This window comes from uncultured Flavobacterium sp. (genome assembly GCF_951805225.1).
Lineage (GTDB): Bacteria > Bacteroidota > Bacteroidia > Flavobacteriales > Flavobacteriaceae > Flavobacterium.
On sequence record NZ_OX638201.1, the window covers coordinates 5550458 to 5574684 of the forward strand.

The 24227-nt window shown below is 32.7% G+C and carries 26 protein-coding genes; 13 read left to right on the forward strand and 13 right to left on the reverse strand.

Annotation, left to right across the window (positions count from 1 at the left end):
• Nucleotides 1–52: 52 nt before the first annotated feature.
• On the reverse strand, nucleotides 53–1459 hold the full coding sequence (locus WN975_RS23075) for a DUF4403 family protein (RefSeq protein WP_337968521.1): 1407 nt from the start codon (nucleotides 1457–1459) through the stop codon (nucleotides 53–55).
• 176 nt (nucleotides 1460–1635) lie between these two features.
• Between WN975_RS23075 and WN975_RS23080 the strand changes: the two genes are divergently transcribed.
• From WN975_RS23080 to tsaB, 8 genes are all read left to right on the forward strand, one after another.
• Nucleotides 1636–2337: an ABC transporter ATP-binding protein gene (locus WN975_RS23080; RefSeq protein ID WP_337968522.1), complete on the forward strand. Its 702-nt coding sequence runs from the start codon at nucleotides 1636–1638 to the stop codon at nucleotides 2335–2337.
• The gene (locus WN975_RS23085; protein WP_337968523.1) at nucleotides 2330–3574 is read left to right on the forward strand and encodes an ABC transporter permease; all 1245 of its coding nucleotides are present in this window, start codon (nucleotides 2330–2332) and stop codon (nucleotides 3572–3574) included. Before WN975_RS23080 ends, WN975_RS23085 begins: the two co-directional genes overlap by 8 nt.
• A 2-nt stretch (nucleotides 3575–3576) precedes the next feature.
• Nucleotides 3577–4842 carry an ABC transporter permease gene (locus WN975_RS23090; protein ID WP_337968524.1) on the forward strand — a complete coding sequence of 422 codons (1266 nt, stop codon included), beginning with the start codon at nucleotides 3577–3579 and terminating at the stop codon, nucleotides 4840–4842.
• Between the two features lie 38 nt (nucleotides 4843–4880).
• Complete coding sequence (locus WN975_RS23095; RefSeq protein WP_121326794.1) at nucleotides 4881–5996, forward strand: efflux RND transporter periplasmic adaptor subunit; 1116 nt, start codon at nucleotides 4881–4883, stop codon at nucleotides 5994–5996.
• 78 nt (nucleotides 5997–6074) lie between these two features.
• Nucleotides 6075–7526, forward strand: coding sequence for a TolC family protein (locus WN975_RS23100; RefSeq protein ID WP_337968525.1), 1452 nt, complete (start codon nucleotides 6075–6077; stop codon nucleotides 7524–7526).
• A gap of 4 nt (nucleotides 7527–7530) precedes the next feature.
• Nucleotides 7531–8823, forward strand: coding sequence for an efflux RND transporter periplasmic adaptor subunit (locus WN975_RS23105; RefSeq protein ID WP_337968526.1), 1293 nt, complete (start codon nucleotides 7531–7533; stop codon nucleotides 8821–8823).
• 18 nt (nucleotides 8824–8841) lie between these two features.
• Nucleotides 8842–9093, forward strand: coding sequence for a hypothetical protein (locus WN975_RS23110; RefSeq protein ID WP_337968527.1), 252 nt, complete (start codon nucleotides 8842–8844; stop codon nucleotides 9091–9093).
• 27 nt (nucleotides 9094–9120) lie between these two features.
• The gene (gene tsaB / locus WN975_RS23115) at nucleotides 9121–9795 is read left to right on the forward strand and encodes a tRNA (adenosine(37)-N6)-threonylcarbamoyltransferase complex dimerization subunit type 1 TsaB (protein WP_337968528.1); all 675 of its coding nucleotides are present in this window, start codon (nucleotides 9121–9123) and stop codon (nucleotides 9793–9795) included.
• A gap of 7 nt (nucleotides 9796–9802) precedes the next feature.
• On the opposite strand, the gene WN975_RS23120 is transcribed toward tsaB, so the two are convergent.
• The 3 genes from WN975_RS23120 to WN975_RS23130 form a co-directional block, all read right to left on the reverse strand.
• Nucleotides 9803–10612: a mechanosensitive ion channel gene (locus WN975_RS23120; protein ID WP_337968529.1), complete on the reverse strand. Its 810-nt coding sequence runs from the start codon at nucleotides 10610–10612 to the stop codon at nucleotides 9803–9805.
• Nucleotides 10613–10702: 90 nt separating this feature from the next.
• Complete coding sequence (locus tag WN975_RS23125) at nucleotides 10703–11110, reverse strand: YtxH domain-containing protein (RefSeq protein ID WP_337968530.1); 408 nt, start codon at nucleotides 11108–11110, stop codon at nucleotides 10703–10705.
• A 153-nt stretch (nucleotides 11111–11263) separates the two neighbouring features.
• Entirely contained in the window at nucleotides 11264–12163 is a 900-nt protein-coding gene (locus tag WN975_RS23130; RefSeq protein WP_337968531.1) for a NifU family protein, read from the reverse strand.
• A 143-nt stretch (nucleotides 12164–12306) separates the two neighbouring features.
• On the opposite strand from WN975_RS23130, the gene WN975_RS23135 reads away from it, so the two are divergent.
• Both WN975_RS23135 and WN975_RS23140 read left to right on the forward strand, forming a co-directional pair.
• Nucleotides 12307–13296 (forward strand): type IX secretion system membrane protein PorP/SprF, encoded by a 990-nt coding sequence (locus tag WN975_RS23135; protein ID WP_337968532.1) that lies wholly within the window; start codon nucleotides 12307–12309, stop codon nucleotides 13294–13296.
• Between the two features lie 9 nt (nucleotides 13297–13305).
• Complete coding sequence (locus WN975_RS23140) at nucleotides 13306–13824, forward strand: gamma carbonic anhydrase family protein (protein WP_337968533.1); 519 nt, start codon at nucleotides 13306–13308, stop codon at nucleotides 13822–13824.
• Nucleotides 13825–13910: 86 nt separating this feature from the next.
• Here WN975_RS23140 and WN975_RS23145 read toward each other — a convergent pair whose 3' ends face one another.
• From WN975_RS23145 to WN975_RS23170, 6 genes are all read right to left on the reverse strand, one after another.
• On the reverse strand, nucleotides 13911–14627 hold the full coding sequence (locus WN975_RS23145; RefSeq protein WP_099710782.1) for a LytTR family DNA-binding domain-containing protein: 717 nt from the start codon (nucleotides 14625–14627) through the stop codon (nucleotides 13911–13913).
• A gap of 107 nt (nucleotides 14628–14734) precedes the next feature.
• Nucleotides 14735–15442, reverse strand: a complete 708-nt coding sequence (locus tag WN975_RS23150; protein WP_337968534.1) for an intradiol ring-cleavage dioxygenase — start codon at nucleotides 15440–15442, stop codon at nucleotides 14735–14737.
• A gap of 12 nt (nucleotides 15443–15454) precedes the next feature.
• Nucleotides 15455–16555, reverse strand: coding sequence for a sensor histidine kinase (locus WN975_RS23155; RefSeq protein WP_337968535.1), 1101 nt, complete (start codon nucleotides 16553–16555; stop codon nucleotides 15455–15457).
• On the reverse strand, nucleotides 16556–16888 hold the full coding sequence (locus tag WN975_RS23160) for a DUF4907 domain-containing protein (RefSeq protein WP_337968536.1): 333 nt from the start codon (nucleotides 16886–16888) through the stop codon (nucleotides 16556–16558).
• Nucleotides 16878–17885 (reverse strand): kelch repeat-containing protein, encoded by a 1008-nt coding sequence (locus WN975_RS23165; protein ID WP_337968537.1) that lies wholly within the window; start codon nucleotides 17883–17885, stop codon nucleotides 16878–16880. The genes WN975_RS23160 and WN975_RS23165 overlap by 11 nt, the downstream gene beginning before the upstream one ends.
• A 17-nt stretch (nucleotides 17886–17902) precedes the next feature.
• Nucleotides 17903–18694, reverse strand: a complete 792-nt coding sequence (locus WN975_RS23170) for a DUF6268 family outer membrane beta-barrel protein (RefSeq protein WP_337968538.1) — start codon at nucleotides 18692–18694, stop codon at nucleotides 17903–17905.
• A gap of 281 nt (nucleotides 18695–18975) precedes the next feature.
• Here WN975_RS23170 and WN975_RS23175 point away from each other — a divergent pair, with 281 nt between their 5' ends.
• Entirely contained in the window at nucleotides 18976–20304 is a 1329-nt protein-coding gene (locus WN975_RS23175; protein WP_337968539.1) for a DUF4270 family protein, read from the forward strand.
• A complete protein-coding gene (locus WN975_RS23180) occupies nucleotides 20305–21540 on the forward strand; it encodes an aromatic hydrocarbon degradation protein (protein ID WP_337968540.1) in 1236 nt (411 codons plus the stop codon).
• Nucleotides 21541–21544: 4 nt separating this feature from the next.
• On the opposite strand, the gene murI is transcribed toward WN975_RS23180, so the two are convergent.
• A complete protein-coding gene (gene murI / locus WN975_RS23185) occupies nucleotides 21545–22324 on the reverse strand; it encodes a glutamate racemase (protein WP_337968541.1) in 780 nt (259 codons plus the stop codon).
• Nucleotides 22325–22437: 113 nt separating this feature from the next.
• Between murI and WN975_RS23190 the strand changes: the two genes are divergently transcribed.
• On the forward strand, nucleotides 22438–22608 hold the full coding sequence (locus WN975_RS23190) for a bacteriocin (RefSeq protein ID WP_337968542.1): 171 nt from the start codon (nucleotides 22438–22440) through the stop codon (nucleotides 22606–22608).
• 71 nt (nucleotides 22609–22679) lie between these two features.
• Here the strand turns inward: WN975_RS23190 and WN975_RS23195 are convergent, their stop codons facing one another.
• Nucleotides 22680–23180, reverse strand: coding sequence for an OmpH family outer membrane protein (locus WN975_RS23195; RefSeq protein ID WP_121329958.1), 501 nt, complete (start codon nucleotides 23178–23180; stop codon nucleotides 22680–22682).
• Between the two features lie 18 nt (nucleotides 23181–23198).
• Nucleotides 23199–24224 (reverse strand): OmpH family outer membrane protein, encoded by a 1026-nt coding sequence (locus tag WN975_RS23200; RefSeq protein WP_337968543.1) that lies wholly within the window; start codon nucleotides 24222–24224, stop codon nucleotides 23199–23201.
• Nucleotides 24225–24227 lie beyond the last annotated feature (3 nt).

A 24227-nucleotide genomic window follows, 5' to 3' on the forward strand; every position in this document is an offset into this window, starting at 1 on the left:
TTTTATTGATATAAGTTCTTTTGACTTTACGACTTTTAAACTTTCGACTTACTTATTTCAATCCGTCAACAGAGACATTTACCGTTCCGTTTATTTTGATAAAAGCGATTATAGCTTGATTTGTCAATTGAATTTTATCAAACTGAATATCTTCCATTTTTCCATTTACAAATACACCAGGCATCGGAGAATAGTTTTTCAGATACGCAGCGATATTCTTTTTACCATCTTCTAAATTTGGTTGTATTGAATAACGACAACTTTCTTCCATTTTTCTTAAGATGTAACCTTGACCTAACCAACTTGCGGTTCTCATTAGTTTACTTTTTGTATCTAAAACATAATCCAGTTTCTCGAAATAGATTTCTTTAGTTTTCGGATTGTATTGTGGAAATCCATTCAAATAAATGGTTCCGTTTATTGATCCTAAAATGTCAAGCGCAATAACCATTTTTCCGTCTTTGTGCCAAATCGCAACGTTTTTAACGGTTATTTTTTTACTTCCCGAACCAAATTCCTGACCAGCAAAATTCTTGGTCATTATTTTTGAAGCATCTATATAAGTTGAAATCGCGGCAATATTGGCTGAAATTTGATTTGGGATTTTAGCCACAGGTTTCAATACAATTTTACTGGCGCTAAATTTTGATTCAGGTTGTTTGCCAACAATAGTTTCCATGTTGCATTTCATTCCCATATCCAATAAAAACAAATCATTTTTAAGTTTAGCATTGGTAGAATAAATTTCGATAGGAACAATTCTTAACCAAGTTTCATAAGTATCACTCATTTGAAAAGGAGTACAGATTTTTTCTAAAGCAGATAAAACATTCGGTTTAAAATCCATTGATTTTTCAATTGCCTGATCTATACTTTTTTCGATTTTTGATTTAAAGATCGAAATTGCCGGATTTACCAAATAAGTTATCGGCATACTTTTTCCAAAAACAAGCATCGTTGGACTTTCGTTCCAATCAAGAGATTTGAATTCTGTTTTAGTGTTTAATTTCCAATTCGTCAGTGCAACTTCGCTTGACAAAGTAATCACACCGTTTAAGTTAAATTCTCTGGTATCGTAAAGTTCAATTCCCAGTTTTTTAGTTCCAATTCTATATTTGATTGTCGCTTTTAACGGTAAAATTGTTTTGATTTTTTTATCTGGATTTGCCGGATCATTCTGAATTTTTATCGGAGCCTGTTTCCAGATTTTCATTTCGATATCATCATCTTCAATGTTGTTGTCTTCATAGATTAATCCATTCAGCAAAGTGTTGGTTTGGTTTTCAATATCACTTAGTTTTACTGTGATTGGCAGGTTTATAAACGAAGGATTTGCATCATAAACCAATGGACTTGCATCATCTGGTTCGGGTTTTAACGTTTCTAATTTTTGGGTTGTAGAACAGCTAACAAGTACGGCAAGTACTGTAGATAAAGAAAGAATTGAAAAAAACTTCATGGTTAAGATTTTTTTGAGTGATGCAAAATTAAGAAAACTATTAAATTATCTTAAAAAAGTGTAACAATTGATAACAAATAGAGTCTTATCTAAATAACAAAACGGAATTATTAACGTTTTCTTATCATAATTTACTTAATAAAAATGTTATTATTGTTTTAAAATTTAACAATACCATGATCGAAATTAAAGATTTACACAAGTCCTATAAGATGGGAAGTTCTAGTTTACATGTGTTAAAAGGGATAAATTTTAATATTGCTGAAGGGGAATTAGTTGCGATTATGGGATCTTCGGGATCTGGTAAATCTACGCTTCTTAATATTTTAGGAATTCTTGATGAAGCTGATTCTGGTAGTTATATTTTAGATAAAACCCCGATTAAAAACTTAAATGAAACAATCGCTTCAAGATATCGAAATAAGTTTTTGGGATTTGTATTTCAGTCATTCAATTTGATAAATTATAAAACAGCACTCGATAATGTTGCTATGCCATTATACTATCAAGGTATAAAAAGAAAGGAACGTTATGAGATTGCAATGAGATATTTGGAGAAAGTTGGTTTAGGAACTCATTCTCACCATTTACCAAGTGAACTTTCCGGAGGACAAAAACAGCGTGTTGCAATTGCAAGAGCATTGGCGTCAAATCCAAAAGTTTTACTGGCAGATGAGCCAACGGGAGCTTTAGATACCAAAACTTCTTATGAAGTAATGGAGCTTATTCAAGGAATTAACGACGAAGGAAAAACTATTCTGATCGTTACACACGAGCCTGATATTGCCGCAATGTGCAAAAGAAATGTGGTCCTGAAAGATGGATTAATTATCGATGATAAAATGGTAGAACAAGTTAGAGCTTCATCTTATGTTTAATATTGAGCGTTGGCAGGAAATCTTTGAGGCAATCTCGAAAAATCGGTTAAGAACATTTCTTACCGGTGTTTCTGTGGCTTCGGGTATTTTTATCCTTGTGATTTTGCTTGGAGCGGGTAAAGGGCTTCAAAACGGAATTGAAAAACAATTTGAACGTGATGCCGCAGGGATTATTGAGGTTTGGTCAGGAACTACGACCAAAGAATATAAAGGGTTAAATCCCGGGAGACAAATTCAGTACAGAGATGCTGATTACAAACAATCTGTGCAGAAATTTGATGATAAGTTAGATTTGAGAGCTTCGACTTATAATTTTTGGGGAGCTCCATTTTCATACGGAAAAGAATCTGGAAGTTATCAATATAGAGGAGTTACTCCGGAATATGACCGAGTTGAGAATTTAGTGGTAGTTCAAGGCCGATATGTGAATGATAGTGATATGGCCAATAATGAAAAAGTGGCTTGTATTGGAATGAAAATTAAAACGGATCTTTTTAAAGATAAAGATGCTCTTGGTAAAGAAATCATAATTAATGGTATCAATTTCAAAGTAGTCGGAATTTTTACTGATCCGGGAGGAGAAAGAGAAGAAGCAAGGGCTTATTTACCTTTAACGACTGTACAAAGAGCTTTTGGGAATGGAGATAAAATTAGCAATTTGTTTTTTACGATGAAAAAAACAGATAATTATGATGAAGCTCTGGCACAATCTGAAAAATTTACACAAGATTTGAAGAATTTGCTTAAAAGCCGAAACATGGTTGCTCCTGATGATGATAGTGGTATTGGAGTTTATAATTCAGTTAAAGATGCGAAGCAATTTTATGATTTGAATTTATATATCAGGCTATTCTTTTGGTGGGTTGGTATTTGTACCATTATTGCCGGTGTTGTTGGTGTGAGTAATATTATGCTTATTATCGTAAAAGAAAGAACTAAAGAAATTGGAATCAGGAAGGCGTTGGGGGCGTCTCCTTTTTCAATTATTTCAATGATACTTCACGAGTCTATTTTTATTACCACAATTGCTGGTTTTACGGGATTGCTTGCGAGTTTATTATTGTTGGAATTTGTAGGTCCGATGGTGCAGAGTGAATATTTTCAAAATCCTCAGGTAGATTTCAATGTGGCTTTAACGACACTTGCTTTACTTGTATTTGCGGGCGCAATGGCAGGATTTTTTCCAGCATACAGAGCGGCTAAAATTAAACCTATTGTAGCACTTAGAGACGAATAATTATGTTTAAAAAAGATAATTGGGACGAAATTTTACAGGCTTTAACGGCCAATGTTTTCAGGACAGTTCTAACTGCTTTTGGGGTATTTTGGGGTATATTTATTTTGGTAATATTACTTGCTGCAGGAAAAGGTCTTGAAAATGGTGTAAAAAGAGGGTTCGACGGAATAGCTACCAATACAATGTTTATGTGGAGCCAAACAACGTCTAAAGCTTATAAAGGATTGCCTAAAACGCGCCGTTATGATTTTAGAAATAGCGATGTAGCAGCTTTAAAAGCAGCTTTGCCGGATTTGTTATATGTTTCGCCAAGAAATCAATTAGGAGATTTTAACGGAACTAATAATGTGGTTCGTGGTACTAAAACTTCTTCTTTTACCATTTATGGAGATTATCCGGAACTGATCAAACAGCAGCCAATGGATATTATAAAAGGACGTTTTATAAACCAACAAGATATTAATGAGAGAAGAAAAATTGCTGTAATTGGAAAAGGAGTTATTAGCGAACTTTATGGAAAAGAAGAGGAATCTATTGGAACTTATGTAAAAATAAACGGTGTTAACTTTATGGTGGTTGGAGTTTATAACTCTAAACAACAAGGAGGGAATGCAGAACAAGAACAGAAAAATATTTTTGTTCCGTTTACCACTTTTCAGCAAGCTTTTAATTATGGTGATAAAGTAGGGTGGATGGCGCTTACCGCGAAAGATGAAACTTCGATTACGGACTTAAAACCAAAAATTTTAGAGTTGATTAAATCGTTACATTCTATTAATCCTGCAGATGATCGTGCAGTTGGAAATTTCGATTTATATGAGCAATTCAATAAAGTGCAAAGTTTGTTCACGATCTTAACAATTATCGCATACTTTGTTGGGTCATTAGTTTTAATTTCGGGAGTAATTGGTATATCAAATATCATGCTTATTGTAGTTAAAGAGCGTACAAAAGAAATTGGAATTCGTAGAGCTTTGGGAGCAACTCCGGCTGCTATTCGAGGACAAATTTTATCTGAATCTATCTTTTTGACTATTATTTCGGGAATGTTGGGTATTGCCGTCGCGACCGGAATTATTGCTATTTTGAATATTGCATTAGCTTCGATGCCACCTAACAGCGACACTATGTTTGCGAATCCAAGTGTCGACTTAAGAGTTGTATTTGTAGCTTTATTAATATTAGTAGGATCTGGTTTACTGGCAGGATTTATTCCGGCTCAAACTGCAATTAATGTGAAGCCGGTAGACGCTTTACGATCAGAATAAATTATCAATCAAAAATAATCGATTAAACCAAAAACAAAATGAAAAAAGGAGTAACTGTAACCATTTTAATTTTTATTGCTTTAGTTTTTTTTGGCGCACTTTACTATTTGTATGCTAAAAATCAAGAGTCGCCAATTGTCTTTAAAACGGAGAAAGCAGAAATTAAAACGATCGTAAAAAATACAATCGCAACAGGTAATATTCAACCGGATGAAGAGGTCCTAATCAAACCAAATATCTCTGGAATTATTGAGGAAGTATATATCAAGGCAGGTCAAAAAATTAAGGCAGGCGATATGATTGCGAAAATTAGAGTTGTAGCAAACGTTTCTAATGTAAGTTCTACTCAAAACCAAGTGCAAACGGCTAAAATTGCTTTAGATAATCAGGAAAAAATCTATAAAAGACAAAAAACTTTGTTTGAAAAAGAAGTTATTTCTGCCAATGATTTTGATGCAGCACAATTAGCTTACACACAAGCAAAACAAAACTATATTGCTGCAAGACAGAGTTTAGATATTGTAAAAACAGGAACAACAACATCATTAGGAAGTTATGCAAATACCCTAATTCGTTCAACTGTAAACGGAATGGTTTTAGCCGTTCCTGTAAAAGTTGGAAATCAGGTTATTGAAAGTAATAACTTTAACGAAGGGACTACAATTGCTAGTGTTGCAGATGTTGGAAGAATGATTTTTATTGGAAAAATTGACGAATCTGAAGTTGGAAAAATAAAAGTTCAAATGCCAATTGAAATTACAATTGGAGCAATTGAAAACAAGAAATTTGAAGCTCGTTTAACAGATATTGCACCAAAAGGTGTAGTAGAAAATGGTGCAATTCAATTTGAAATTAAAGCTTCTTTAGAAAATAGAGATGCTACTTTTATCAGAGCAGGATTAAGCGCAAATGCTTCGATTATATTAGAAAAAGCAGATAAAGTTTTGGCTATCAAAGAATCTTTGGTTCAGTTTGATAAGAAAACTCAAAAACCATATGTTGAAATCGAAACAGTTCCTCAAAAGTTTGAAAGAAAAGATCTTGTATTAGGAGTTAGCGATGGAATTTATGTTCAGGTTAAAAGCGGTATCAAAAACACTGATAAAATTAAAATCTGGAATCAGGGTTTAATTAGTGAAGGAGAAAAAAAATAATCTGAAATTGTAAGGGTTTTTTGGTTTTAAAAAATGTTAAATTTGCGTAGTCACTTACTATGCTTTGATTCAAAATATATGAAAATAAATAAATATAACAGTCTTGTTTTTGCAATGTTATTCGGGTTCGGATTTTCGGGCCATGCACAATCAAAACAATGGACTTTAGAAGAATGCGTGCGATATGCATTAGATAATAATATCACAATAAAGTTATCAGAGTTAGATGTAAAAAATGCTGATATTGATAAAAAAGATGCTTTTGGTAAATATCTTCCGTCGGTAAACGGTAATGCTTCACACTCCTGGAATATTGGTTTGAACCAGGATGTTACAACAGGGGTTTTGCGTAATCAGACTACTCAGTATTCTTCTGTTGGTGTAAGTGCAGGAGTAGATATTTACAAAGGTTTACAAAACCAAAATGCATATCGAAGATCAAAACTATCTATTATAGCGTCACAATATCAATTGCTGAAAATGCAGGAAGATATTTCTTTGAATGTTGCAAATGCTTTTCTTCAGATCTTATCTTATAAAGAAGAATTAAAAGTAAAAAAAGAGCAATTAACTATTGATGAAAAACGTTTAGCGCGTTCTGAAGAAATGGTAAATGCAGGAACAATTCCAAGAGGAGATTTGTACGATCTAAAAGCTACTATTGCAACAGATCAACAAGGAATCACGGTTTCAGAGAATAATTTATTGATTTCAAAATTAAGTTTAGCGCAGCTTTTACAGCTAAAAGAATTTGCTGATTTTGATGTCGTTGATGATACAAATGCCAAAGACGAAAATAATATCATGGCGCAAAGTCCAATCGATATTTATAATAAAGCAAAAGAAACAAGAACTGAATTAAAACTGGCACAAACTAATCTTGAGATTGCAGAGAAAAATGTTGCAATTGCAAAAGGAGCTTATCAGCCAACTTTAAGTGCTTTTTATAATTTTAATACAAGAGCAAGTTACTCTGATGTTGTAAGGGGAGCGGTTCCAAATACTGCCAATCCAACATCTCAGATTGGTTTTGTTGAAGGAACTAATCAGGCAGTATTGCAAAATAACTTTACTCCTGTCTTAGGAGGTCCGGCGCCAATATTTGATCAATTTAGTGATAATAAAGGACAATCGTTTGGATTCCAGCTTTCTGTTCCAATTTTCAATGGTTTCGCTGTTAGAAATAATGTCGAGCGTAATAAGGTAAGTTTAGAGAAATCTAAAATAGATTTAGAACAAAAAAGTTTAGATTTGCAACGTAATGTTTATACTGCGTTTACAAATGCAAAAGGAGCTTTAAATACGTTTGAATCTTCAACAGTAACATTAGAAGCAAGACAACAAGCTTATAATTATGCTAAAGAAAAGTATGATGTAGGTTTGATGAATTCTTTTGATTTTACTCAGGCTCAAACATTATTAACGAATGCGCAATCAGACGTTATTAGAACAAAATACGATTATATATTTAAAATAAAGATACTTGAATTCTATTTTGGAATTCCAATTGTCCCGATTATCAAAAAATAGTTATATGAAAAAAAAGACGGTTTATTTCTTAGTAGGCGGAGCGCTGATTGTTATTTTTGCTTTAGTTGGACTTTCGAAATCGGGAGTAATAGGAAATAAGGATGAAGGAAAAGAAGTTGAAGTTTCAAAAGTAATGGCTTCCACGATTGTTGAAACAGTTTCGGCAACAGGTAAAATTCAGCCGGAAATTGAAGTAAAACTTTCTTCAATGGTTTCGGGTGAGATTATCGCATTAAATGTAAAAGAAGGTCAGGTTGTAAAAAAAGGCGATTTATTGGTTAAGATAAATCCAGATTTATATACTTCAGGATTAGAGAGATCTGTTGCGAATTTATCTGGTACAAAAGCAGGTTTAACGCAATCTGAAGCAAGTTATAGAGAAGCAAAAGCCAGTTATGAGCGTAATAAAACGTTATATGACAAAGGTGTAATTTCAAAATCTGATTGGGATAAATCGGTTTCTACTTATGAAGTAGCAAAAGCGACCAAACAAAGCTCTTATTATAATGTTCAAAGTGCATCAGCATCTGTAACAGAAGCTAAAGATAATCTTGGACGTACTTTAATTTATGCTCCTGCCGATGGAACAATTTCAGTATTGAATGTTGAGTTAGGCGAGCGTGTTTTGGGAACACAACAAATGGCTGGAACAGAGCTTTTGAGAGTGGCAAACCTAAACAACATGGAAGTTGAAGTTGATGTTAACGAAAATGACATTGTTAAAGTAAAAATTGGAGACGAAGCTAATGTTGAAGTAGATGCTTATCTGAAAAAGAAATTTAAAGGTACTGTAACCAGTATTTCTAATTCGGCAAGTACAGCTTTGACATCAGATCAGGTAACTAATTTTAAGGTTAAAGTGCGTATTTTAAAAGACTCTTATAAAGATTTATTAGAAGGTCAGCCAAGTACATATTCGCCGTTTAGACCAGGAATGACGGCTACTGTTGATATTATTACAAGAACTAAGAACAATGTTTTGGCAGTGCCAATTAGTTCTGTTGTTGTAAAAGCAGATACAACTGCGGTAAAAGATTTTAAAGTAGAAGAGCCAAGCGAAGACAAAAAAGTTGCTCCAAAAAGCGATAAGAAATTTGAATGCGTTTTTGTAAAAGTAGGAGATAAAGCTAAAATCAGAATCATTAAAACCGGTATTCAGGACGATACTAATATCGAGGTAATGTCAGGTTTAAAATCTGGAGATGTTGTAATTACGGGACCTTATACTACAGTTTCTAAAGAATTAAATTCTGGTGATAAAGTGAAGCTTAAAAAAGCAGATACAGCTAAGAAATAATTTGAAATTTTAGTATTTATGATTTCATTATGTGGAAGTCCGCCAGCTAGTTTCTTTGAATCCGTCGGGATTGGATTGATTTTAGTAATCGTGTTTCTGTTTTTTACTCATTATAAAGCATATAAAACGGAGTATTATAATGAAGAATTTGTTTATTTTTCTGCTGGAAAAAAAGCTTTAATTTACTTAGGTTTTTTAGCAATAAATTTATGCATTGTTCCTTTGTTGATTATAGTATGTGTTTTTCTTTATGCAGGAATTTCTAAGTAATTTTTTAAATAATTAAATATAAATACATTGTCTTTTATTCTCAATATCGAAACGGCTACGAAAAATTGTTCAGTATCTATTGCAAAAAATGGAGAAACCATTATATGTAAAGAAATTGCCGAAGAAGGCTATTCGCATGCCGAAAAACTCCATGTTTTTATTGAAGATGTAATAGAAGCCTCTGGAATAAGTGTTCAGGATTTAGCAGCAATTGCAGTTAGTCAGGGTCCTGGATCTTATACAGGATTAAGAATTGGAGTTTCGGCAGCAAAAGGATTGTGTTTTGCATTAAATCTTCCTTTGATTGCAGTTGATACATTACAAACTTTAGCTTCTCAAGCCAAAGTTTCTGATGGAAAAATAATTCCAATGCTCGATGCCAGAAGAATGGAAGTCTACAGTGAAGTTTTTACTGCAAATCTAGAAGTTGAAAGAGCAATTCAGGCAGAAGTTATTAGAGAAGAATCTTTTGCAGAATATACTGATGTACTTTATTTCGTTGGCGATTGTGCAGAAAAGTGCAAACCGGTTTTAACGAAAGAGAATTTTGTTTTTCTGGAAGATATAAAATACCCTTCGGCTTCGGCAATGAGTAAAATCAGTTATGATAAGTATCAAAAAAGCGACACTGTAGATGTCGCTTATTTTGAACCGTATTATTTAAAAGATTTTATGATGACATTGCCATCTAAAAAACAATAAATCAATTTTATTTTTGAAGTGTAAAAGGTTGGATTTTAATTCCAGCCTCGTCAAGTGCAGCTTTGCAATTTTCTAAAGTCTCTGAAAAAACAGAACCATAATTTACATTTTTTGCCCAAGGACGAACTGCAAATTCAACAGAACTAGCCGTTAAGTTTTTTACGAAAACCTCTGGAGCAGGCTTTTTAAGTACTTTAGGATTTGAGTTTAAAACATTCAAAAGAACTTCCTTTGCTTTTTTGATATCAGAATCATAAGAAACCGCAAAAGTCAAATCTGCTCTTCTTTCTCCCTGCATCGAATAGTTAATAATCGTTCCGTTTGATAAAGCACCATTTGGTACAAAAACAGTTTGATTATTGGCTGTAAGCATTTTGGTAACAAAAATTTGAATTTCTAATACCGTTGCAATCACACCTTGCGATTCGATAGTATCGCCAACTTTAAAAGGTTTGAAAACAATAATCAACATTCCTCCTGCAAAGTTAGAAAGTGAACCTTGTAAAGACAAACCAACTGCAAGTCCCATTGCTCCTAAAATGGCAACAAACGAAGAAGTCTCGATTCCAAGTTTTGAAATAAAAGTAACAAACAATAAAATTCGAAGTGCCCATATTAAAATATCCGAAAGGAATTTTGTTAATGTGGGATCTAAATTTCTTTGAATCATTACTTTGGTAATGATTTTATTGATTAATCTGATGGCATAAATACCAACAAATAAAATTAGAAATGCCGAAATTAATTTAGGCGAATAATCAACTAGTACGTCAATAAATTTTGTGGCGTAATTGCTAAGTTGTTCTGGACTCATCATGTTTTTATAGAATAAAAAAACCTTCTCAAAAGAGAAGGTATATTAGTGGTGCAAATATAAAGATATTTCTTTTATAAGAAAAATAAGAATCTATTCCTTGTCTGCAGTTTCATCAACAATTTCATCCGTTGCATCTTCCGTTTTTTCAGCAGCATCTACTACAGTTTCTGTAGCAACCGCTTTAGTTTCGTGAGTAAGATCTGCGGCTTTTTCTTTTACCGTGTCAATTACATCACCTATTGAATCAGATGCTTTTTCTACATATTCGCTCACGATATCTTTTGCCTGATGTGCATATTCTGCAGCACTGTCAAGTATTGGTTCCGAAGCTTCTTTAGCTTTTGCGAAAGTTTCTTCTGCAAAAGTCTCTGCTTTTTCTACATAAGGTGCAGCAGCTTCTTTAGCTTGTTCGATAGTAGTTTCTGCCTGATTAGCCAAATCTGTAGCGGTTTCTTTGGCTGAGCCAAATAAATTCTTGAAAAATGATGTTACTCCCATGGTTTGAAATTTGATTTGTTAAGAATACAATATTAAATCATTTTTACAAGAATTGGAGTGTAATTGTTAAAATAATTTACTGATTGTAAATAAGATATATAAAAAAAAGCGTCTACCATTGGCAGACGCTTTCTGTTTATTTAAAACGTAATATTATGCATTCAAAGCTTCTACTTTGATCGCTTCATCGTTTAACATGCTTTTTAGCATATTTTCGATTCCACTTTTTAGAGTAAAAGTAGATGACGGACAACCACTGCAAGCACCTTGCAAAATTACTTTTACAGTTTTGTCGTTTTCATTATAAGAATCAAAAGCGATATTTCCACCGTCAGCAGCAACTGCAGGTTTTACATATTCTTCTAAGATATTGATGATTTGTTGAGAAGTAACATCCAATTTGTCAAATGCTTCATCTTTAGTGATGTCATTTTTAGTCGTAACTTCAATTAAACTTTCATCTAAAACAGTTCCTCCATTTTCGATAAATTGTTTGATGAATGATCTAACTTCTAATGTAATTTCATCCCAATTATTAATGTCATATTTTGTTACAGAAATATAATTTTCATCAATAAAAACTTCTTTTACATAAGGAAATTTGAATAATTCTTTTGCTAAAGGAGAAGAAGCAGTCTGATCGATGTTTTTGTATTCTACAGCATTTCTGGTCAACATTCTGCTAACTACAAATTTTAAAGCAGCAGGATTTGGAGTTGTTTCTCCGTAAACTGTTATAGGTTGTTTTTTCGTTGTAGTTTCATCAACTTTTATGATAACACCACCTTTGTCAACAAATGCTACAATTTGTTCAGCAACAGCGTCTTTAACGTCATCCCATTCTACAATACTGTATCTTTCGATAGCGATAAAGTTTCCTGAAATATAAACTGTTTTTACAAACGGAAGATAGAATAATTGTTGTGCTAATGGAGATGCTTGTGCTTCATCTATATTTTTGAACTCAAAACTTTGATTTTGGGTAATGAAATCTTCAAACTCGAACTTTAAGATCGTTGGATTTTGAGTTTCTTTTATGGTGATTTTTGTCATGATTTGTAAATTTTTACAAATTTAGTAAACTTATTTTCTACTAATACCTATATTTGATTTTTTAATAAAATAATTAAGACTCTTTTCAAATAAATCGTATTAAATTATGAGAGTCAAAAATATAAGTAAACAAAATTGCCTTTATGGAATTTAGAATCAAGGTTTTATTCATTTTTATTATTACATCGTTTTATTCTTATTCACAAGAGGGGATTCCGGTTTATTCTGATTATTTATCCGATAATTATTACTTAATTCATCCGTCGATGGCGGGAGCAGCGAATTGTACAAAAATAAGGCTGACAGCCAGAAAGCAATGGTTTGGTCAGGAAGACGCTCCGTCACTTCAAACTTTAAGTATGAACGGAAGAATTGGAGAAAGATCCGGTGCAGGTATTATCCTGTTTAATGATAAAAATGGTTACCATTCTCAAAAAGGTGTAAAGCTTACTTATGCACATCATATTATGTTCTCAAGAGACGAAGTAGATTTAAATCAACTTTCGTTTGGTATAAATGCAGGTTTGATTCAAAATCAATTAGACGAAACTAAATTCGGAACAACTTTTGATCCAATTGTTTCGGGGCAAATTCAAAAAGATTCTTACTTCAATGTAGATGTTGGAGCTTCTTATAACTATTTAGATTTTTATGCTCATGCAACTGTTCAGGGTTTGTTAGAAACCAGAAGAGATATATACACGGATTATGAAAGTGATAACTTGAGAAAGTTCTTGCTTAGTGCAGGTTATGTTTTTGGTAAAAGAGAAAATATTACCTGGGAGCCTTCTATTTTGTTTCAGTTATTTGACAAAACAAAACAGAAATCTATCGACTTAAACATGAAAGCGTATAAAAACATGGATTTCGGAAGTTTATGGGCTGCATTATCTTACAGAAGAAGTTTTGATGGCGCTCAATATAGAAGCGGAAGTGGAGTTTCATCTCAAAAATTACAATATTTTACGCCTATAATTGGGGTAAATTTCAAAAACTTTATGTTTGCTTATACATATTCTCAAGTTGTAGGCGATGTAAAATTTGATACTGGTGGTTATCACCAGATTACTTTAGGAATTAATTTGTTTTGTAAAAGAGAACGTTACGACTGTAATTGTCCTGCTATTAATTAAATCAATGTTATGTTAATCAAATCTGTAAACGGAAAAACACCTCAAATTCCTGAGGATTGTTATGTTGCCGAAAATGCTACAATTATTGGCGATGTTACTTTTGGAGATTCTTGTAGTGTTTGGTTTAATGCGGTAATTCGCGGCGATGTTCACTTTATCAAAATCGGAAACAAAGTAAATATTCAGGATGGAGCGATTATACATTGCACGTATCAAAAACACCCAACTATTATTGGTAATAATGTTTCGATAGGACATAATGCAATTGTACACGGTTGTACGGTTCACGATAATGTTTTAATAGGAATGGGCGCAATCGTAATGGATAATTGTGTCATAGAAAGTAATTCTATTATTGCAGCCGGAGCAGTTATAACTCAAAATACTGTTGTAACTTCTGGAAGTATCTACGCTGGTGTTCCGGCAAAGAAAGTAAAAGATATTGATCAATCTGATTTTGCAGGCGAAATTGAGCGTATTTCGAACAATTATGTAATGTATTCCGGATGGCTTAAAGACGAAAAATAAACTATAAATAATTCAATAAAAAAATCCAAATTCCAATTGTTCAACAACAATTGGAATTTGGATTTTTTTATATCGGAATTTAAACCTTATAAATTGATTCTTTCGAAGAATGCATTCTTGTAACTTTCACTAATTGGAATTCGTTTATCACTAATCAAAACTTTATTTTTCTGAATTGATTTTACGTGTTTTATATTGATGATATAAGATCTGTGAATTCGTGAAAATCCTTTGCTGGAAAGTAAGTTTTCTAACTTTATTAAACTAATTAAGGTTAGGGTGAATTTATTGTCTGTCGTGTAAATTTTTACATAATCTTTAAGACCTTCAATAAATAGAATATCCGAAAAATTCATTTTTACGTTTTCATATTCAGCTCTTACAAACATAAAATCCTGTTCTAATTCCGGAGCTGTTGTGTTTTCAGAAATTGCCTGAGTAGAAGCAGTCGGATTTAAGATTTGCTGCGCTCTGACAACTGATTTTAAAAAACGATGAAACGGAATTGGTTTTACCAAATAATCAACCGCACCAAGATTAAATCCTTCTACAGCATAATCAGAATAAGCAGTTGTAAATATAATTAAGGGCTTTTTTTCGATTGTATTTAAAAAATCTATACCAGAGAAATGCGGCATCTGAATGTCTAAAAAAATCAAATCGACGTTGTTTTGATTGATAAAAGAAACAGCATCAATAGCATTATTAAAAGTGCTGACCAATTCGAGAGAATCTATTTTTCGAACAAAATCTTCTAATAATTCAACCGCTAAAGGTTCATCGTCTATAATTACACATTTCATCTGTTGGAGATTAGATTTTAAAAAGTCTTGTTTTGGTGCTCAAAAGTAGTTTTAAACCAATGAATTAAGTTTTAAAATTTTCATAAAAAACAAAATTCATTTTCAAACTATGCCTTTACTGTAATGGTTTTACTTAGTGTATAACCGTCTGTCAAATTTCCTGTTAATGTTGCTAGTTCATCAGCTAGACTATCAGAGAAAACATTATCTTTTGTATTCGAAGTATCGGCTTGACCGTGAGAAGCATAATTAGTGCTTGAATAAACTTCGCTTGAAACAGTTTCCGGAAAAGCTATTTGTGTTACCAATAATGATGTGCCGCTCGCAGATAATACTTCAACATGCACATGCGGTGCTCTGCCTTGATACCAACCTGGAAAAATAGAAAGAAACGAAACTTCTCCTTTTGAATTTGTGGTTTGTCTACCTCTTAAAAAATGAACAGAAGTATAATCTGTTTGTTGCATCGAAGTGCCTCCATATTCAGAATAATTTCCGTCTTTATCGCAATGCCAAACATCTACAAAAACACTTTCTAGTGGAGCGCAGTTATTATTTTTATTTTCGATAATAAGATTAATAAGTAAAGCTACGCCAATTCGATCAGATTTTATATTTTCTAATACTAGTTGGCTAGGTGTTTTAATAGGGAATGGGCCTTTAGTTTCGGCAGGAGAAACAGTGCAGCTTCCATCGGACGAGTTTGTATTAGTGTCGTCATTATCACTTTTAGAACAAGATTCTAATAATTTTGAGGCTGTTGCCAAAGATGCAATTCCTAATATACTATTTCTAATGAATTTTTTTCTGTCCATGATAAGTTGTGTTTAATTGATTGTGTTTTGAATTTCGTCCAGTTTTAAATTCAAATGCACGCGATAAAAATTATCGTCTTGCGTGATCGTAAGTTCGTGCGCATCTGGATAAAGTAAATCTAATCTGTTTTGAATATTCACTAATCCGATTCCTGAATTTTCAGGATCTTTCAGATAGTTTTCAATGGTGTTTTCGATCCAGAAATCAAGACTATTGTTTAGAATAAAAATCTTAATCTTTACGTGAGCTGCTCCTTTATAATCAGTTCCGTATTTAAAGGCATTTTCAACAAATGAAATCAATAAAAGTGGCTCAATAAATTTGTTTTTTGTGTCACCATGAACATTGATTACAATGTCTTCGATGTTGTTGAGTCTCAGTTTTTGTAATTCGATGTAATTCTGAATGTAATTGATTTCTTTTTCTAAAGCCACCGTTTTATTATCTGTTTCATAAAGCATATAACGCATTAATTCAGATAATGTCACGATGGCATCAGGGACCAAATCAGATTTTTTGTGCGCCAAAGAATAAATACTATTTAAGGAATTGAATAAGAAATGCGGATTGGTTTGTTTCCGTAAATAAATCAATTCAGTATTTGTTCTGTGCGTTTCGGCAATAAGTTTGTTTTGTTGGTTGTTATAAAATTCTGTCAGCGTTCTAATCGCTGCGCTTATCGTAATAATTAAAATATAGAAAAGTGAAGGGCCAATTTTAAAAAAAAGTGGTTGTCTTGTTGCCATTATTCCTCTTATTCGTCTTCCTTTATACATCAATTTCAACTCATCCGGCGGAATCATTCTTGGTCTGATATGTTTAAATTCAGGAATAAAATAATTGATTCTGATAATCATGAAGACGGCAATCAGAATAAAAACAAAAGCAAAATAGGACCAGTATTTTTTCTGCAAAAGCAAAGCTGGAACCAAATAAAAATAGTTCAGATAAAACAATACAATTCCGGTAAACCATTGGACATAAAAGTCATTATTGATACGGAACGGACTTTCATAAAACTGAATTAAAGAAGTCAGAATAAAGAAAACCCATATCATGCAATGGAATAAAATTGTATTGGAACTCGTATTTTTAATGGTATCTATTTTCATCTATAATTTTATTTTTAATAAAATTAAATCATTTTTCGTTACCGTTGGCGATATATGCTCATTGAGTTTGTCAACTACTAAATGTGCTACTTTTAAGGCATCATCTTCTGTCGAAAAACTTTTAGAATCACTTATTACCGGTATTATAGATTGCTTGATTATGATTTTACTTTTATAAGCAATTGAATATCCCCAACCAGATTCTGTTTTGAAGGATTCTGTTTTAAAAGTTTCGTTTTTTGAGCAGGCAACAAATTGCAAAACAAGCAAAAGAAACAGTAAATTCTTCTGGATTTTGATCCAGAAGAATTTTATTTGAGTATTAATTATCATCGTCATTTTGAGCGTCCAAAGGTTTAAATTCCCAAGCATCATCAAAATAAGTTGAACCTGTTCTTCCTAACATATAAAAACCACGATTGTTGATCGCAAATCCTACAGCATCGGCTCTTGTTGCGCCTTCCATAGGAGTTCTTTCTGTCCAAAGATCTGTTGATGGAGTGTATTCCCAAACCGTTTTGATGCTTTCTCCACCTACAATATATCCCAATCCATTCATAGAAAAACTAGAAGCATTCGCACGAACAATTGCATAATCGTCATTGTAAGTTGGGTCATCATCTGTGTCTTTATCAACATCACGTTTTCTTGTCCAAACATCAGTTGATGGATCAAATTCCCAAAAATCTTCTTGGTAAACTCCATTATTTATTCCGGTTACTAAATATGCTTTAGTGTCAATTACAAAAACAGTAGCGTTACGTCTTTTGTTTCCGCTAAATCCGTTTACAAGAGTCCAGGTGTTTGCCTGATCGTCGTATTGATAAAAATCTTTTAGATAATTTCCGTCGTAACCAGTTCCAAAATAAGCTTTTCCACCCACTTGAAAACCAACAGCTCCATAACGTCCGGTTCCTCCAAAATCAGTTTTTTGAGTCCAGCTATTACTTGTTGGATCATATTGATAGAAATCTTTCAATTTGTTGGTTCCGTCGTAACCCAAACCAACATATCCTTTTCCGTTAAGGGTAAAACTTGAAGCAGAACTTCTTCCTACTCCGGCAAAATCGGCTTTTTGTTCCCAATAATCTCCATTAGAGTTGTATGCCCATAAATCTTTTAAATATACATCTCCAGTATAACCAGCTGCTACATAAGCATAATCTCCTATGACAAAACTAGTCGCACTAGATCTTGCAGGTCCATCAAAAGCTGATTTTTTAACCCAGTTTCCTACCAAATCATCATCATCATCATCATGGCTACAGCCTATAAAAAAGAGACTCGAAAACAGCGCCGCGAATAATATTCCTTTTTTTAAATTATTCATAAGTGTATTAAATTTATTTATTGTTTGTATTTGATCCCAACGCCCAGAATATATCCATTGCCGGTATTGAAATCATAGATTTTTTGATTATCAGTATCGAGCAGGTTATATTTTTTATTAAAGTCATATCCGGCTTTAAAATTTAGAAACCAGTTCTTAGTAACATTTCTTTCATACTCAAAAGCCGATGTCATTTGTGATAAACTCGCTTTGGTTGCATTTTCATACTCACTGTTTTGAGCGTCTAAATGATAAAAACTTCCGTTAAAACTATTCGTTAAACTGAATTTGTTTCGAATGTTATTTGAATACGAAATATTCGAATCCGGAAAACCAATCAACACATTACTATGTTTGTTCATTTGATAGTTTATCGATAAAGTCGGAATGAATTTAGCATAACCAAAAATGGCTGTTCTCGCCAATCCAAGTTTAATATTCGTCTTAGAACTTAATTGCTGACTAATATCAAAACTTCCAAAAAGCCAAAAATCAGAAGCATCTAAGTTTCGCTGAAAATTTACTGAAGGTGTAATAGCCAATTCAAATTTTGTTGTATTTGAAACTTCATGTTTGATTTCAAACGTATTTTGAATTTTGTTGAATTGATCCAGATCTTCAACATTATTAAAGCTGCCTAATTCATAATTTACTTTCAAACTCGAATATTCTAATGTATTTGTTATTTGGTTTTTGGCATTTATTTTTTTGCTGAACAAAACTCCAATACTACTTTCGTTAAAATCAATTTTATCCGTTGGTTCCGTTTTCAAATTCATATTTACTGAAAAATTTTCCTGTGCTTTCATACTGAAAAATGAAATTGAAAAAATAGAACAAATTAAAAACCTTGTTTTCATTACATATTTATTGGTTCAAAAGTAGGTGGCTAATGGTTTTAAAAAAAAGAAGATATATGTATGGCACTTTTTGATAGACTAAATCCCCCTTTTTAAGGCTGAATGAAGTATTTGATGGTAATAATATGTTATAGATGTTTTTTTGCCATTTATAGGCTAAAAACGCGTGACGGTATATGTTATAGTGTTGCCCAGAAGAGTGCATTTTATATTTGTTCAAAAAATAGATTATGTACAAGTTTATATTGATGTTCTTTTTTGCGCTATCGCTAATCTCATGCGGCACAGATACAGATGCGGGCGAGTTTGTTGTTGGATCTGATTATTTGGCTTTAAATAATAAAGTTATTCTCGTAGATACTCTTACGGTAGAAATGTCTACGATAAATTTGGATTCGCTTATAACATCTGGTCAAAATCGAATTTTGATAGGAAATTATGATGATCCTCTTTTTGGGAAGGTAAAGTCTGATAGTTATTTTCAATTATCGACAACTACATATGCTTTAAATAATAGTGGTTCAGATACCGAAGCCGTTAAATATGTTTTTGATTCTATTTCGATGATTCTAAAATATGATAACTATTATTTTGGAGATACTACAAAAGTGCAAACATTCGATATTCATCGTTTGATTCAGAAAGTGAAACCTAATACAGAGGATAATAATTTCTATAATAATTCGAAATTGAATTACAGTCCGGAAAGTTTAGGGACAATTTCATTTAAGCCGCGTCCAATTGAAAAAGATTCGATCAATATTAAAATGAGCAGTGCATTTGGTGAAGAACTTTTTCAGAAACTAAAGAAAAGAGAAGTTACCGATTTTGACACTTTTACGGAGTATTTAAAAGGGCTTGTTCTTGTGCCTTCTTCTTCTAATTCTTCGAGTGTTATAGGTTTTAGTGCAACGACAAGTAAAGTCCGGTTGTATTATTCAAAATATCAAGCCGATACTGAAGAAACGCCTTATATTGTAGATTTCTCTATAATTGACAAAACAAAGCAATTCAATGCTATTTCGTCTGATAAAACAGGAACTCTCCTTCAGAATTTATCCGTTCCATCAAGTAAGCTGTCAAGTTCCTTAACGGAGCAGCAAGGTTTTATTCAATCCGGAACTGGAGTTTCTTGTAGAATTGATTTTCCAAATATCAAGCAGTTTAAACATATCTCAGAAAGTGGGGCAATTGTCGCTGCAGAATTGATTTTAAAACCAGTCAACAACACTTATTCAAGTAAATATCCTTTAGCCGATTCTCTAAGTGTTTATGTGGCCGATAACCTGAATAGAATTAGCGGTACTTTATTGAATTCTGAAAGTAAATCTGTATATGGAATTTTAAATAAAAAAACCGATGAGTTTAATGAAAACATTGCTTATACAATTCCTATTGGAGGTTTTCTGCAAAAAGAAATGCTGAAACAGTCTGATTCCAGATCTTCCTTAATACTTACTTTACCCGCACTTTCTAAAGCAGTCAATAGAGTTGTTTTAGGAGATCAAAAACATTTGAACAATAAAATTCAATTGAAAATTTATTACATCTCTTACTAAATGAAAAATAAAATAGTTTATTTAAGTTGCTTCATTTTAATGTCGTTAACTTCATTTTCTCAAAGTATTTCAAGTTCTCCGTATTCCTTATATGGAGTTGGAAGTTTATACGATTCAGATTTTGGATCGCTTCCTTCAATTGGATCCTCTGGTATGGCATTACCTTCAGATACTTTTATTAATAACCTAAACCCGGCTTCACTGGGTTATTTGCCTCAAAATCATTTTATGTTTGATATAGGTGGCAAGGCTATTGCAACAACTTATCAGAGTGGTTCAAGAAGTGAAAAACGAAATAATTTTCAATTCTCACATATTGCTTTTGCATTTCCTGTGACTAAAAATTCTGCATTTAGTGCTGCGTTGCGCCCTTATTCAAGCGCTGCATTTAAAATTTCTAATTTAAAATTACCAATTTCAGACAGTCAGGAATTCTATTATTTAACTGCCGCTGGTTCTGGCGGATTAAATAATTTTGATTTTTCGTATGGATATCGATTCGGGAAAAAATTGTCACTTGGGGTTTCTGCAGCCGTTTTGTTTGGAAATACTACCGATGACAGAAGTTTTTTAATCTCGAATTCAATTACAACGTTAAGTAAAAAAACAAATTATAATGGTTTACGAGCCACATTTGGAGCTCAGTATAAAATTGATTCAACACTTACAATTGCGACAACCTTTAAGTTGCCAACTCAAATTAATGCTTCTAAAGTTCAATCCGTTCAAACAATTACAAACGATGTTGCGACAAGTATAGAATCGAATGTAGTATCAGATTTAGATGATTATTATATGCCTCTTGAAATGGGAATAGGGATTAGTAAACGCTTTAAGAATAATCTAAACATGACGCTTGATTATGAAAAGAGTTTATGGAACGATACAAATCAGCCTGAATTATATGGAGATTTTGTAAACCAGGACAGATTTGCAATGGGTTTTAGTTATAGCCGTAGAAAAAATGTCAGGAAATATTGGGATAGCGTACAATATTCGACCGGTTTGAATTTTGATACCGGTTATCTTGAAATCGACGGAAAAAGAGTCAATAATGCCGCAATCTCTTTTGGGATTTCGCTGCCAATCGAAAACACTTTTTCCGCAGTTAATATTTCTTACTCTTATGGACAAAAAGGAAGAATCGCAGATAATCTAATCAAAGAAAATTACCATAAGTTATCCCTGAATTTATCTTTGGACGGAATTTGGTTCGTCAAGCGAAAGATAGAGTAGAGGCTTAAAAATCTTTTTCGATTACAGGATATTTGTATTCTAAAATTGATTTTAAAACATCAGGATTTGAATTGACATAAAATATTGGTTCGTCGTTATTTTGAGTATCTGTAAAACCTACTTTTTCACGTAAGACATTTTGCGTTTGTCTTGCAACTGCCTCTCCGGAATCTATAATTTGTATATGTTCCGGAAGGATTTTTTTTATTTGCGGAATCAAATATGGGTAATGACTACAACCTAATACCAGATAGTCGATATTGGCGTCAATCATAGGCTGCAAATAGGATTCTAACAATTGAGTCATTTCCGGAGAATTTAGATTTCCGTCTTCGATAAGTTGTACAAGTCCGTGACCAACTTGCTCAATTATTGTAGTGTGCTGAAACATCTCAGCAGTTTTATTGAACAACTCACTATTCAATGTTCCTTTTGTAGCTAGAATACCAATTACTTGAGTTTTTGAATTATTGGCTGCCGGTTTTATTGCAGGCTCAATTCCTATAAACGGAACATCATATTCCGCACGAAGTTCTCTAATAGCATTTGTTGTGGCAGTATTACAGGCAACAACAATGATTTTGCAATTTTGTTCTAGTAGAAAATCAACATTTTTTTTGCTTAATGCAACAATTTCTTCTTTGGTTCTTTGACCATAAGGAGCATTTTTGCTATCTGCTAAATAGATTGTTTTTTCGTTTGGAAGTAGATCGTGGATGGCGTTCCAGATGGAAGTTCCTCCAATACCGGAATCAAAAACGCCTATAGGATTGTTGTTCGTCATATTACAAAGTTACATATTTCTAAGATTTTCTACAATTAGGAATTTAAATAATTGAGTTATTTAAATGTAAAAAAAATACTATATTTACATTCAACCTTAAAACAATTATAACTATGAAATTTGTCAAAAATTGCGAGAAATTAACAAAAGAAGAGCTTAAAAGTATTAATGGTGGAAATTTTCCATATTGTCCAGTTGGTAAAATTTGTTATCGTGGAGACGATGCTAATGGTCTTCCTATCTGGGATTGTGTGCCACAAACCACTTTATGTCCAACACTTTAAAAAATTATAAAACAAAAAAAATGGCTCAAACTTAAAAAGTTGAGCCATTCTTTTATAATGTGATTTGTTTCTTAGAATCCTAAGTCTTTCTTAACATCAGCAGTAATGTTTGGACCATCAGCTAATAATAAAGTAGAACCGTCAAGAACATATTGGAAACCTTTAGCTTTTCCAACTTTTTGGATAGAAGCTCTTACTTTTTCCATTAATGGTTTTACGATATCAGTTTCTTTTTGTTGTAGTTCTTTTTGTGCATTGTCTCTATAGTCAACAATTCTTTTTTGCATGTCTTGAACTTCTTTAGAACGATCTCCGTTTACAGCATCAGTTACTGTAGCAGCTTCAGCCTCGTACTTTTTGATTTTTACTTGATATTCGTCAACCATTTTTTTGTATTCTGCATCATATGTACCGCTTAATTTTTGTAATTGGTTTTGAGCATCTAGCATTGCAGGCATTTTCGACATAATCTCGCTAACATCAACATGAGCTACCTTAGCTTGTGCGTTAATTGTGTTACTTGCTCCTAGAACTAAAATGGCAGCAATTAGTAAAGTTTTGATTTGTTTCATCATTTTTAAAAATATTAATTAATTATTGGTCGTATTTGTTTTCTGTGTTTCGGCTTCTTTTGCTTTTTTAGCCGCTTCTCTTTCCTCTAAGATTTTCTTTCTCTTTTCCTCTAATTCTTTTTTACGCTGTTCATAAAGCTTTTGTCTTTCTGCTGCTTTATCAACCGCTGGTGTTGTCGGAGCGGCTTCAGTTCCGGTTGCTGTTCCTGCAGCTGCTGGTGTTACAGTTTTTCCTGTAGCATCTGTTTTAGCAGCGTCAGTTGTTTTAGCTGTTTCAGAAACCGTGCCATTCTTTTTAGCTTCTCTTTCAGCTTGTATGGCTTTTCTTCTATCGTCGTATTCTTTTTTCTTAGCTTCCTGTTCTAATCTTCTATCTTCGATTAGTTTATCTCTGGCCGCTTTCTTTTCGTCTAATACTTTTTGTCTGTCTTGCAATGCAGGACTTTCATCTATAGCATTTTCTTTGCTTTCTTTTGCTTCCTGATCTTTCAATTGTTTTTTAGTCAATTGTTCGCGTTTGTCAGTTCTGTTTAAAATACGCAAAACCTGATCGCTAATATCGAATCTTTTGTTGCTAAAAAGCATTGTCAAATCTGATGATTTATCAAATACAAAATCATAGTTTTTAGCTTCAGCTATATCCTGAACGGCAGTAAAAACCTGATCTTGTATTGGCTTTGCCAACGCCATTTTTTGGTGCATTAAATTTCCATCAGCACCAAATTGCTTTTGTTGATAATCCAACATTTCGTCTTCAAGAAATTTGATTTCAGTTTCTCGTTCATCAATCAGTTCTTTAGTAAGTAAAGCTTTTTCGGCTTTAAGACTTTCTTTAATTGTGTTGATGTTTAATTTCTTAGCTTCAATTTCTTGCTTCCATTTTTGAGCTTTTAGCTCTAATTGGGCTTTCGCTTCTTTATAATCAGAAACGTTTTCCAAAATATATTCCATGTCAATGTAACCAATCCTTGTTGTTTTTCCTTGTGCCTGACTTGTATTAGCTACAATCAAGGCTAAAAACATAAATAAAAACTGTTTTCTCATAAC